12 protein-coding genes are annotated in these 12,168 nt (G+C 66.1%); 4 read left to right on the top strand and 8 right to left on the bottom strand.

Going from position 1 to position 12,168, the window contains the following annotated elements; all coding sequences use genetic code 11:
• Window positions 1-131: 131 nt before the first annotated feature.
• Window positions 132-968, bottom strand: coding sequence for an NAD(P)H-binding protein (locus FXO23_RS26120; RefSeq protein WP_158888079.1), 837 nt, complete (start codon window positions 966-968; stop codon window positions 132-134).
• Between the two features lie 77 nt (window positions 969-1,045).
• On the opposite strand from FXO23_RS26120, the gene FXO23_RS26115 reads away from it, so the two are divergent.
• Window positions 1,046-1,813: a TetR/AcrR family transcriptional regulator gene (locus FXO23_RS26115; protein WP_343034514.1), complete on the top strand. Its 768-nt coding sequence runs from the start codon at window positions 1,046-1,048 to the stop codon at window positions 1,811-1,813.
• A gap of 179 nt (window positions 1,814-1,992) precedes the next feature.
• Here FXO23_RS26115 and FXO23_RS26110 read toward each other — a convergent pair whose 3' ends face one another.
• From FXO23_RS26110 to FXO23_RS26095, 4 genes are all read right to left on the bottom strand, one after another.
• Complete coding sequence (locus tag FXO23_RS26110; RefSeq protein ID WP_158888077.1) at window positions 1,993-2,490, bottom strand: hypothetical protein; 498 nt, start codon at window positions 2,488-2,490, stop codon at window positions 1,993-1,995.
• Window positions 2,491-3,208: 718 nt separating this feature from the next.
• Window positions 3,209-3,577 (bottom strand): hypothetical protein, encoded by a 369-nt coding sequence (locus FXO23_RS26105; protein ID WP_158888076.1) that lies wholly within the window; start codon window positions 3,575-3,577, stop codon window positions 3,209-3,211.
• A 475-nt stretch (window positions 3,578-4,052) separates the two neighbouring features.
• Window positions 4,053-4,553 (bottom strand): GNAT family N-acetyltransferase, encoded by a 501-nt coding sequence (locus FXO23_RS26100; protein ID WP_158888163.1) that lies wholly within the window; start codon window positions 4,551-4,553, stop codon window positions 4,053-4,055.
• A gap of 639 nt (window positions 4,554-5,192) precedes the next feature.
• On the bottom strand, window positions 5,193-5,603 hold the full coding sequence (locus FXO23_RS26095; RefSeq protein ID WP_158888075.1) for a MerR family transcriptional regulator: 411 nt from the start codon (window positions 5,601-5,603) through the stop codon (window positions 5,193-5,195).
• A gap of 49 nt (window positions 5,604-5,652) precedes the next feature.
• On the opposite strand from FXO23_RS26095, the gene FXO23_RS26090 reads away from it, so the two are divergent.
• Both FXO23_RS26090 and FXO23_RS26085 read left to right on the top strand, forming a co-directional pair.
• On the top strand, window positions 5,653-6,534 hold the full coding sequence (locus FXO23_RS26090) for an NAD(P)-dependent oxidoreductase (RefSeq protein ID WP_158888074.1): 882 nt from the start codon (window positions 5,653-5,655) through the stop codon (window positions 6,532-6,534).
• Between the two features lie 1,219 nt (window positions 6,535-7,753).
• Window positions 7,754-8,797 carry a S8/S53 family peptidase gene (locus FXO23_RS26085; protein ID WP_158888073.1) on the top strand — a complete coding sequence of 348 codons (1,044 nt, stop codon included), beginning with the start codon at window positions 7,754-7,756 and terminating at the stop codon, window positions 8,795-8,797.
• Window positions 8,798-8,966: 169 nt separating this feature from the next.
• Here the strand turns inward: FXO23_RS26085 and FXO23_RS26080 are convergent, their stop codons facing one another.
• From FXO23_RS26080 to FXO23_RS26070, 3 genes are read right to left on the bottom strand one after another with little or no spacing between them, the layout of a single operon-like run.
• Window positions 8,967-9,587, bottom strand: a complete 621-nt coding sequence (locus FXO23_RS26080; protein WP_158888072.1) for a LysE family transporter — start codon at window positions 9,585-9,587, stop codon at window positions 8,967-8,969.
• 49 nt (window positions 9,588-9,636) lie between these two features.
• Complete coding sequence (locus FXO23_RS26075; protein WP_158888071.1) at window positions 9,637-10,401, bottom strand: helix-turn-helix domain-containing protein; 765 nt, start codon at window positions 10,399-10,401, stop codon at window positions 9,637-9,639.
• Between the two features lie 33 nt (window positions 10,402-10,434).
• Window positions 10,435-11,631 carry a vanadium-dependent haloperoxidase gene (locus tag FXO23_RS26070; protein WP_246257813.1) on the bottom strand — a complete coding sequence of 399 codons (1,197 nt, stop codon included), beginning with the start codon at window positions 11,629-11,631 and terminating at the stop codon, window positions 10,435-10,437.
• Window positions 11,632-12,041: 410 nt separating this feature from the next.
• Here FXO23_RS26070 and FXO23_RS26065 point away from each other — a divergent pair, with 410 nt between their 5' ends.
• Window positions 12,042-12,167 (top strand): lasso RiPP family leader peptide-containing protein, encoded by a 126-nt coding sequence (locus tag FXO23_RS26065; RefSeq protein WP_158888070.1) that lies wholly within the window; start codon window positions 12,042-12,044, stop codon window positions 12,165-12,167.
• Window position 12,168 lies beyond the last annotated feature (1 nt).

The raw sequence follows: 12,168 nt of genomic DNA, 5'->3' as shown, positions 1-12,168 counted from the left end.
GATCGATGCGTTGAACGACATTCAGCGGCTGAAGGAGGAGAAGGACTGGTCGCCGATCACGCGGCAATCGTATCGGCGCCGGTGCGCACCGCTCGCACGGCCGGGTGCGCACCGGGATCGCCACCGTCTGATCAGCGGAACTGGTCCACGTTGGCCTCGGCCCACTGCGCGTAGGTTCGCGCCGTGCGGCCCAGGACGCGCTCGACCGTCGGCGTCGTGTGCTCGGGGTGGTCGACCGCGGCGGCGAACCCGCCGACGAGCCATTCCGCCGTGTCCTCGCCGAGACCCCACTGGGTGTACTGGGCCTTCGCTTCGGCATGGGTCAGTTCCTCGAATCGGATTTCCCGGCCCAGCGCTGCGCCGATGGCTTTCACCTGGTCGAACTGGCTGATCGCGCCCGGTCCGGTGATGTCGAGTTTCTGCCCGGTGTAGCCCTCGTCCTCGATCGCCTTTGCCGCGACGGCCGCGATGTCCGCGAGGTCGATCGGGTTGACCATCGCCGCGCCGTAGGGTGCCCGCACGACGTTCTCGGCGCGGATCGAGTGTGCCCATCCCAGCGTGTTGGTCATGAACGCGCCCGGCCGCACGAACGTCCAGTCGAACCCCGCGGCCTCCACCGCTTTCTCGACGGCGTGGTAGCCGGGCCCGCTGGAACCGGGGACCGGGTCGTCGTCGGCGTTGATGCCGCTGAGCGCGACGACCCGCCGCACCCCGGCCTCCTTCGCGTGGCGGGTGAACTCCTCGACGGTATCCGCGAGCGGGGCGAGGTACACGGTGTCGATGCCCTCCAGCGCGGCCGGGAGGGTGTGCGGTTTGCCGAGGTAGCCCTTCGCCACCTCCACGCCGTCGGGCAGCGCCGCGCGTTGCGGGTTCACGGTCAGCGCGCGCACCTTCGCGCCGGCCGCCACCAGCTCGTCGACGACCAGCCTGCCCACGCTGGCGGTCGCCCCGGTCACCAGAATCGTCATGCTCTTCCTTTTGTCGTATGCCGTACGCCTAAATTTAATCGTACAGCATACGGGAATGTAGGATCGCCGCTGTGCCCATGGAACACAGCGGCGGAGGAGACCCGGACCGGACGCTCGCCCTGCTCTGGCGCGACCGCGATGCCGGGCCAGTCGAGCCCGCGCGCGGCCGCAAACCCCGGTTCACGATCGACGACGTGGTCGACGCCGCGGTGAAGCTCGCGGACGCGGAGGGCATGGCCGCGGCTTCGATGCACCGCGTCGCGAAAGAACTCGGCGTCGGCACGATGACGCTCTACACCTACGTGCCGTCCAAAGAGGAGCTCATCGACCTCATGCTGGACGTCGTCCTCCGCAGGCGCGCGTTCCCGGGACCGGGGGAACCGCGCCCGGACGACTGGCGGGACCAGGTGCGCCTCTACGCCGAGCGCACGCGCGCGATGTACCGGCGCCATCCGTGGATGCAGGAGGTGTCCACGGTCCGGCCGAGCCTCGGGCCGGGGATGATGGCTGGCAACGAATATCTGCTGTCCACCATGGCGAATCTCGGGCTGGCCCCGCGCGACCTGGCCGCGGCGGCGAACGCGGTGGCCGGGTTCGTCGAGTCCGCGGCGGGAGTGGAAGCCGGGCACGCGCGGCTGGAGCAGCTCACCGGTGAGACCGAGGACACCTGGTGGCGGCGGCGGTCCTCGTTCTGGGAGAAGTACTTCGACGCCGCCAAGCACCCGACGATCGTGCAGGTCTGGAACGACGGTGGGTACGACGACAGCGCTGCGGACCAATCCTCGTGCGCCTTCGACTTCGGACTCGAACGCATCCTCGACGGTATTGCGTCCATTGTGGACTAAACTACCGCGGCACCGGGCCTTTGTCCTTGACGAACCCACCGCTCGAACCGTCTTCGGCGAGCGCGAGATCGACGATCACCCGCGCGCGCCCGGCGACCGTGCGGGGCGCCGCGGTACCCGTTCATCACGGTCGCGGTGAACGGCCTGGCCCCGTAACGCGCTTCGCTGCCGAGTTGGTGTCACTCGGCCGGCCGGAGCTGATAGCTGGGGTGCTGCCCGTCCCACGCTTCCCGAAGCTCGCGGACCAGGGCGGTGCAGTGCCGGCACACCCTGCGGTCCGCCCATTCTGGGGTGTGGTCCGCGGCGGTGCGTAACGCCTGCTCGGCGGACCGGCTGAAGCCGGTGATCGCCTCGACCGCGGCGTCGGCGGCTGGCCCGCGCAAATGTTCGGTGACATCGGGCGGATCGGCCAGCACGATCTCCTGAGCCGCCAGTGCCGGTGCCCTCACCAGTTGTTCGGCCATCGCGAACTCGACGGCCTCGGCGTTACGGTGCCGGGAGGTCCAGCGCGCCTCGCCCGCAGCGGCGAGGCCGCACCGGCGTGCGGCGATCAGCCCGTTCCGCACCACGGCCAGCACGCCGACGATGTCCTCCGGGGCGGCCGAGTCGATCAGCGCGGTCGCGGCCTTCAGCATCGTGGTGGTTTCACTGTGCGGTGTCTCCCCGTCACCCTGCATCCGCACAGCATCGCTTACCCGCCCATTGGGTGGCGCGGTGGCTCGGCATCCGATGATTACTCCAGTTGCCGGCCATGGTGAGGTCGCGTTTGACGGTTTTCCGAATCGTAACGTACGGCTGATCTGCGGTTCTTGGAACCAGGTGGGCCTCCGGGGCCTGGCTTGCCGGGTTTCGGCGCCGTCGCGGGCGAGGTGCCGTCGGTCGGATGTCACACACGCGAAACCAGCCCCCGCTCCCACACCAGCACGAACGCCGAGGCGCGAGCCCGCACCGCCGCCGCGGTGCTGCACGCCGCCGGGACCCGGCGCCGAACCGCCCTACGACGGGCCGAGTCGCGCCAGCTCACCCTGGCCAGCGCTCAGCTGATACGCCGCTCCCATGCGCTGCGGCGGCGTGGCGAGAGCGGCAGGACGAGGGCGGTGCCGGGTCTGCCGCCGACGCCGTGGCCGGAGCAACGGGCCAGCGGCCCGCCTGGATCACTTCCGGGTAGACAGGGCGTTGCCCTGGTCGCAGCTGCAGTCCGCGACCAGGGCACATTCGTCGAATTCAGGGCTAGGCTCCGCAAGCAACTCTAGTGGCCTGCCGATACCGCCGGGATTATTCTGGGCGAGTCCTTCCTTGGGTTGCGGGCTCTTATCCACGCCGCTGGACATTCGATCCCCAGGTGATCCACTCAAAATTCGGCCAGCGGGCAGTAAAGGTGTCTGAGGTGGCCCGTCAGCAGGGGATGCTGTACCTGACCGCCAGGTCGTTGTCGCCGCGGTACAGGTCGCGCCGCACGTTGGGGGCGAAGTCCCCGATCACTCCATCGTTCTTGTAGAGACGCACCGGCTTGGACCTCGTCTGAATCGAGGATACGCGGTACTTCCATTCGGCAGGCAGGTACTTGGTGCCGCAGTCGTAGAGCTCATAGCGGGACGTCTGTCCTCCAGCGTCCTCGTAGAGGCATCCAAAGCGTCCCTGGCACTCCCAGGCGGTAACTCCCGCAGTGTCGGCCGAAGCCGTGGCAGGGGACAGTAGCAATGACGAGGCGGCCACGGCGGTCAAAGTCGCGCCGATTGCCGCTTGACGACGAGTTCTGGACATGTTTTCGCTCCTGTGAAATCATGGCCAGATGTGGCTGGTCGAAACGAAAATAACGATCAATACTCCCCTTGGTCAATGATTGGCGCCATTTCAATTCGCGTGGTATTGATTTAGCAACGGGTATCATTGGATGCTCGTTGCGAATAGTCAAAAGGTATTCGCTCCAAGTTAATGCGCGAGTCATTTGCGAGAAACTGTTAGATGGGGAATCCCTACCGTCACGGCGGCTGACCGACTGACGGAAAGCGCAACTTCACCCAGAGTTGCTGAACGGCTCTTCCTGACTCCATCCTCCGTGCGCAGGCTCGCGCCTCGGCAAAGGCCGCCAAGCCAAGTGCATAGATCGCCGTGAAGGGTGGCCCGGACGCCTCGTGCCGCGTACTCGCGGCTGTCCTCGTGGCCACCTCACAAAGCCGAACGAGATTTGATCCTGGGACAGGCGAAGTGGGCGCGGTGACCACGCCGCACCGACCCGCTATGTGAGGTCTTCGGCAAGCAGATCCATCAGCAGTCCGTCGTGCCAACCACCGCCCTCGGTGTCGCGCTCGTAGCGGCGCATGATCCCGACCTCGCGGAAGCCGACCGCCTTGTAGCAACGGATCGCGGCGGCGTTGTCCGCTGCGGGATCGATCACCAGCCGGTGATGCCCGCGGTCATGGACGAGGTGGCGGGCCATTGTGCGGACGGTGTCCATGCCAAGCCCACGGCCGTGCGCCACCGGGTCGAGGAACACGTCGACCGACGCGTGCCGGTACATCGGATCCGCTTCCTCCCCGTACTGCACCAGACCGCGCACTACGCCATCCTCAAGGACCGCGAAGCACACCACACCGGGCTCATCGAAGGGCCAGGTGGGTGAACCGTCCACGCTACCCCAGCGCTCCCTGACCTCGACGGTGGAGACGATCCGCCGCAACTCCGGGACATGCGCCTCGGCGACCGGAGCCAGCACGACGGTCTCCCCGCGCAACTCGATACTCAATTCGCGCTCCGTCCACTCCTGCAGTGCCGCCGCTCGGCAGAGAAGGCGCGGGCCCCGCGGTGGCAACTCCACCGATCCCGTGGATGTTATAGGTCGCCGGCTTCATCGAAACTTCGCCTTTCACACACCATGGGATACCTCGGCCACTCCGCTGATGGCAATTGGCCAACACATCAAGGTCGTCAGTTTCTTCCGACCTTTCCGTCGGCGTTGGTACGCCATGAAAGTCAAGGCTTGCTGGAAGCCGAAGTGGCACCGGCATGTTCCGCAGATCCACCACCGCACCCGTCGGGTGCCCGGCCAGCGCATCGAGCAGATCTCCAATGATTACTGCCACCCTGGGAGCCATCGCCGCGGGTGCGCCGCGCCGTGAACGCCGGCGTGAGCATCCTGCGCAGCCGCCGGTGGTCGGCCCCGTACGAGGTGAGCAGGTTGCTCATCCCCACCCACGGCCGAAACCACGACGCGTCGTCCGGCAACCGGTCACTGTAGAGCGGCCAGTGCCACTTGGCGTCCTTCGCTACCCACGGACCCCCACCAGCTGGGTGAGCATCGCTGATCACCGCCCAAGCGGCCACTCCACCCGACAGTTCCACCGGCACCACACGGCCGTGTTCCCGCAACAGCGCGATTTCACGGAGAAAGGACGGGCTCCGCGTCTACCTCGTCGAACGGTGGATAGCTCTGCCTGCCCAGTCGCTCGGCCGCGTCGATGTAGTCGGCGAGAGCGTCGCGGGACTGCGCGAGCCTGCTCATTTGGCCCTCCAGTCGATGCAGTCGTTCTCGCATCGCGGCGAGCAGTTCGGGGCATCCGATCAGTTCCGGTGCCTCGCCGACCGCGCAGGGCAGCAGGTACGCGATGTCCTCGGAGGACAGACCGGCGCCGAGCAGGTGCCGAATCTGCTTCACCCGCAGCACGGCGGTCTCGTCGTACTCGCGGTAACCGTTCGCGCGACGGTCTGCCTCCAGCAAGCCCTGGGCCTCGTAGTAGCGCAACTGATGGGCGTTGACGCCCGTCCGACGACTCAGTTCCCCGATCCTCATCGAAACCTCGCTTGACCTTCACACCGGTATCAACGTTGACGATGCTGCCATGAACAACAGCGATACACCCGTGACAGTCATCGGACTCGGGCTGATGGGCCAGGCACTCGCCCGCGCGTTCCTGAAAGCCGGGCACCCGACAACCGTATGGAACCGTACGACCTCCAAGGCCGACCAACTGGTGGCCGACGGTGCGCGGTCGGCGCCGACGATCGCCGACGCGCTCAAGGCAGGCTCCCTGACGATCGTCTGCGTCACCGACTACCAGGCCATGCACGAGCTGCTCGGCGCGAGCGAGGTCGAGCTGGACGGCACGATGTTGATCAACCTGACCTCGGGCGACTCGACCCAGGCCCGGGAAGCCGCCCACTGGGCCGAGCAGCGCGGCGCCCGCTACCTGGACGGCGCCATCATGGCCATCCCGTCGACGGTCGGGACCGCCGAGGCGGTGATTCTGCACAGCGGACCGCGGTCGGACTTCGAAGCACACAAGTCGACGCTCGGCGCGCTCGGCACCACCACCTATCTCGGTGCGGACCCTGGGCTGGCGTCCCTGTACGACGTGGCCGGCCTGGCCATGATGTGGAGCGTCCTCAACGCCTGGCTCCAGGGCACCGCCCTGCTCGCGACCGCCGGTGTCGACGCCGCCGCGTACGCGCCGTTCGCGCAGCAGATCGCCACCGGCGTCGCCGAATGGCTGCCTGGGTATGCCGAGCAGATCGACCGCGGCTCGTTCCCGCCCGAGGTGTCGGCCCTGGAAACCGACGCGCGGGCGATGGCACACCTGATCGAGGAGAGCGAGGCGGTGGGCGTCAACGCCGAACTGCCAAAGTTGATCAAAGCGATGGCCGACCGCTCGATCGCCGCCGGACACGGCGGGCAACAGTATCCCGTGCTGATCGAAGAGTTCAGCAAACCCCACGACGACTGACCAATCCGATACGGGCGCGCCAGGTTCGGCCAGGGCTTCGAGGACCACGCAGGAAGGCCTGGCCGACCAGCCCGTACTGGCGAGGTGGGAGGCTGGCGGGTGCGCCTGTCGGTTACCCCTCGGACGTGTTGATTAGGGTTCGGGGGAGGTATGTCCGAGTGGTTGGTGGCGGGACCGGCGGGCACGCTCACGCAGTCGGGCGGGGCCTACCGTGGCGGCGTCGTCGTGGCCAAGGACCGGCGAATGATCAGATAGCTCAGCGGCAGTACCTAGCGAACTACCTCGTCTGCGGTGGGCTCCCGGCCAGTCTCGGTGGCCCAACGGCAGCCGGTTGAAGCTCGTATGAAGCGGAGCGTGCTTACAGTCAAGGGCGCTGAACCGGCGATGAGGAGAGGATCATCTATGAACGACGGCTTCCAGGTCTCCTCGGTGGTGTGGCCGCGGTCGCCGGCGCGCTGCTGATCCAGAACGGTGCCGCTGCGCCGCGCCGCTGATCGCAGCCCACTCCAGCACGCCTGCGGCGGGCGTCCAGGCCACATATTCCCGGGACCGTCCGACGATCACCTGCACGTTGGCTGTCCCCGATTTCCCCGGCGGCACCATGAGCGTCGACGCCGATGCCGACGGTCGGGGCAGGCGACCTGGGTTCGGCACCGACACACACTGGGCCCGGATCGGTGCCCGCTGGTTACAGGTCAGCCCGTGGCTTCCGCGGTGCGCCCAAAGAAAGGTGTGCAATGAAACATCAATTCAGAAAACGCGCGGTCAGTGCGATAATCGCAGGAAGTGCGCTGGCTCTCGGTCCGGTACTCGCGCCTCCGGCGGCCGCGGTCCCCGGTTCCGCGGCGGTGACACTGCCGTTCAGTTTCAGCTTCGACTTTCAATTCAGCAGGAACACGCAGGACTTTCACGCTACGAGTTCCGGCCGGGTGTGCCTCGAATTGAGGGTGACTGGAAGCACGGATCCGGATGTCGCCACCCGCGACGTCATCGCCAAGGTGTGGCGACATGGCGGCGGTGGATATACCCAGGTCGGGTCTGCGGCGTCGTACCGTGCGGACGGTTCGTACCGGTCATTCTGCTGGTCCAGTTCGCCCAACCAGGTGCACCACATCGAGTTGTACAAGGAGTGGGGTCCATTCGCGCGAGTGTGGGGCGACGGCCACGTGAAGTCCTAAGGGCCTTGGTCGTGGACTTGTTGGGCTGACTAATCTCGCCGGTGATCAATTGCCCGAACAGTAATCAATCATTTGAAGGGTTCGATCACATGATTGCCAATAAGAAGTTGAGATGGATTGCCTCCCTTGGCGCCCTTCTTGTCGCGGTGAGTACCAGTTTCTTCCCCCAGGACGCCAGCGCGGTGGCCTCAGAGAAGGATTCGGGCACGCCGGGCCGGTCTGCCGGTGGAATCCAGGTCAATCCAAACCACGGGCTCGACCGGATCGATCAGCGCCAATTCCCTCTTTCGCGAAGCTATGGCTGGCATACTGCAGCCGAAAATGTGCATGCCTATGTGCTGGATTCGGGCATCGAGGTGACTCACGCAGACTTCGGCGGGCGGGCTGCCCGCGGCATCGACCTGGTAGGCGGAGACATTGCTAATGATTGCGCGTTCTTTTCCGCGACCGGCGTAGCGGGCCAAATCGGCGGGACCAAGTACGGTGCCGCGAAGGGCGTACGCATGGTTTCTGTGCGTGTGCGTGATTGTAAGTGGCAAACGACGCCTTCGCGGGTCGTCGCCGGCATCAACTGGGTGACTGCGAACGCGGTGCGTCCTGCCGTGGCTGTGCTCCCTTTCGATCTGCCTGCCAACAATGAGGTTGACAACGCGATCCGGGAATCGATCAAATCGGGAGTGACCTGGGTAGTGAGCGCGGGGAGTTCACCTCGGGAGTTCGAGGATACCTGCGCGGAAACTTCGCCGGCGCGCGTCTCCGAAGCGATTACTTCCACCGGTTCGGATGTCCTGAGGTCTGGCGATTTCCTACAGGTCGAAGCGCGCATCGGCTCCTGCGTCGACTTAGCCTCCCCTGAGCACGATCCTACTGCCATCGGACCAGGCAGCGATGAGAATCCCTGGGGAGTACACGACGGAGGAAGCGGGCTCGCCGCGGGTGCCGTGGCCCTGATCCTGGCGGAGCATCCGACTTGGACGCCGCAGCAAGTGCATCAGGAACTGGTTGGCAAGGCCACCCCGGCCAAGTTTCGTGGCGCGAACAGTTCCATTAAGCCCGATCGTGTTCTCTTCACTGGGACTAAATAATGTAAATTGGGCCTCGGCGGTGTCGATCAGGTCAGTTTGATCCTGAGCTGTTCGACACCCGCCTCGGTGAACTTGCGTTCGTAGTCGGCGATGAGGGCGTGCCTGGCCAAGGTACACGCCCATGGATCCGGCCCGCTGGTTTCCTTGCGCGGGCGCGGGAAGGTGCAGGTCAAAGGGAAAGGACCATCCATATTCCCAGGCCGACCAGGCTGAGGCCGCATGCGGCCTCGAGCAACCGCACACCCCGTGTCGACAGCGCTCGCCGGAACAGTGCGATAGCTCCGGCGCAGATCCAGCACCACAGCAGCGAGGCGACGAAGAACCCGGTGAAGAAAACGGCCAGTGACAGCCACGTGGCCTCTTCACCGAGGACGCCGCTCACGGCTGCGGCGGCGCCACCCCAGAAAACGACGTTCATCGGGTTTGCCAGGGACATGACCGCGCCGACCGAGAATCCGCCTCGTGTCGCGTCGACGTGGCTCTTATGGGCCGGGTCCGAGCCGGGCGGGCGCAGTGCCGCGCGCAGCGACATCACTCCAAGACCTGTCGTGAGCACGGAGCCGGCCAGCAAGAGCGGCACCCGCACGCCGTCGAGTAGGAAGAGCGTCCCGACTCCGGCCAGGCCCAGGACGGCCCAGGTCACGTCGCCCGCAAGCGAGCCGAGCTGGACCGCGAACGCACCGCGGAATCCTCCGCGCATCCCGCGGCGGAGGGATTCGGCGAAGACCGCGCCTGGAGCGGCGTTGAACACCATTCCCAGCCAGAAGGCGAGCAGGGCGACGTTGAGCATTGTCCCAGGCTCCCGCCAGGTGAGTGGCCCGGTCTTGTAGATCTGTGACCTATTTGGTCGACGCACGGATCTGTGCGGGAGTGATCGAGTACGCGGCTTGGAAGTGTTTGTGCAGGTGGGCTTGGTCGGTGAAGCCGACCAAGGTCGCCACCTCGGCGGGGCTGTGGCCTTGCCGCAGCAGGCGGCGCGCTTGCAGCAGTCTGGCCTGTAGGTGCCAGGCGTATGGTGGGGTTCCGGTCGCCTGTGTGAACCGCCTGGTGAAGGTTTCCCGCGACCATCCCAGGTGGGCAGCCACCCGCCCGACGTTCAACGGCTCCCACGGTTCTTGCCCTGTGCCGTCCCTGATCCAGGCGTGCGCTTGAGCCATCTCGGACGAGCCCCGTCTAGGGCCGAGGGCCGCCTGGTCGAACACCGCGTCGAGTAGTCGTTCCAGACGGCGGGGTGTGGTGGCGTCCACCGGCGACAAGGCCAGCCTCACCAGTTCGGCCCTCAGCGCCGGTGCTGTGAGGACCGGCTCCTGGAATTCCGCCGAGTGGCTGAGCCTGCGCATGAGGACTTCCGGGGCGAGGTAGAGGCTGACGCACGACCATCGCTCGTCATCGCCGACCGCGGTCCGGCACGACTGCACCTCGCCAGGGTTGTACAAGGTCAGCTCGTCGGTGCCCAGTGTGAACTGGCGGCGGTCGAGCTGGACGTCCTCGACGCCGCAGACGTTCGCGCTGATGACGTACTCGTCATGGCTGTGCCGGGTAAACCCACCCGACGCGGGAGCGGCGACGAAGAGCTCGATCCCGTCTTGCGACCACACCCGCACTCGGACAGTCTAGCTTCACGCTACCGTCGGACTTCAGCAGAAGAGCCGGTCGATTCCGGCGAGGGTGTGCGCGGCGATGCGGCCGCCGAGTGCGGCTCCTACATGGTCTGAGTTGCGGTAGTGGATGCCCGACCACACCCGCGCGTCGATGTTGTCCTCAGTCAGTTCCTGCCACGCCCGGTAGGTTTTGACCACTGCTGGCGCTGTCGGACTGGTGAGCTGGAACTCCCGGGCGGCGGCTGGGCCGCGCAACACGGTCAGGATGCGTTCCGCCGAACCCGCGTAGCTCGTGTGCCCGCTGGGGTATTCCGGGAACGCCGGGGTGACGTGTAGTGGTGTCCACTTCGGATGGGCGGCCTGCATCGCGGTCACTGGGCGCCAGTAGAGGTAGGTGTACTTGGCCTCGGAGACCGCGATCTCGGTGTCGACCGCGGCGACGTGGAAGGCGGCGACCAAGCGAGTCCGGTCGGTAAGCGAGCCTCCCGTCTCGGTGAGGGCGTGGCGCAGCGCGCCGGTGAACCCCAGGACCGAGGACTGGTACCAGAACGCGGCCGTGTCGGTCTGGGACTGTGTGCGGAGTTTACTGTCGAGGGCGCCTACGGCCTCCACCTCAGCAAGGTCTTGGCGATAACGCTCCGAATCGAGGGCGGGCGGCGGGCCGGGCCGGAACTGGTTCGCCCGGTCGAGCAGGAACGGCCGCGCGTTGCGGAAACCGGCCTGTTTGGCCTCGCGGAATCCGGGCGGCGTGGGCTGCCACACGCCGGGCGCGGGCGCGGGTGTGGGGAATGGTGCATTCATCGAGGCCGGGTCCAGGCCGTCGCCTTCCCGGTCGGCCAGCACCTTCAGCGCCTGCGCGCGGCCCACCTGGACCCCGCAGCGAGTGCCCGGACCGTCCGGGAGCCGCCGCAAGGTTTCGCTCAGCCGGGTGTCGAGGCGTTCGGCCTGGTTCGGGGCGAGTGCGCGCAGGGCGGTGTGGACGGCGGAAGCCAGAGCGGCCTCGGCGAACGGACGATCGCAGCGGGGGGTCCGCACCGCTTTCGCGGCGCTGAGCCAGGTCACCGCCCAGTTCCGGCTTTGCGTCACGTACGGGTCGGGATGCGGGGCCAGTGCCTCGGCGGTCGCGTCGAACCATTCGACAGCGACGTCGACATGGCGCTCTTCCGCCACCGCCATCACCGGGCTAGCCAGCAGGCCGACCAGAATCATCGTGAAGATCGATTTCACTCGCACACCGGGAGGTTATCGCAGTATCCGGTTGGGCTCACGAGGTTTATCGAGTACGCGGGAACCAGTTGCGCGTCGAGGACGACGTAGCCCGCACGGTGTGGGGTAGTCAATGATGTCAATCATGCGAAGTTTCTAAAGAATGATGCAGCGTTGTGTATGTACCCCTTGTTTATAGGAAGGTGCCGCAGCGAAGATTTCCTCCGTATCTGGTTGTCGTGCCCTCAAACGTGCTAACTTGACTCAAGTCATCGCAGTTTCGATTCGCTGGGACCGTGGTGCGCGAGTATTCGTCGCTGGCGACACCGTCGTGGCGGACTTCGCCCGTGCTTGCCCTGCTTTCGAGAATGTGTTTGCAAGAAGGCGTCGTGCGACACTTTTGCGCATGCGAGAAATTGAGAACGAGGAGAGGTGACATGGCAGAGACACAGGAGAAGCTGGTGTACGAAACGCCACAGTTGACGGAGGTCGGTGGATATTCCGAACTGACCGCCAACCTCGGTGGCTTCCCCCTGCCGGACCATATTTTCAATTGGTTCTGAG

The organism is Amycolatopsis anabasis (genome assembly GCF_009765355.1).
Lineage (GTDB): Bacteria > Actinomycetota > Actinomycetes > Mycobacteriales > Pseudonocardiaceae > Amycolatopsis > Amycolatopsis anabasis.
Note: the sequence above shows the minus strand (reverse complement) of the source record. Positions and strands in the feature narration are given on the sequence as shown.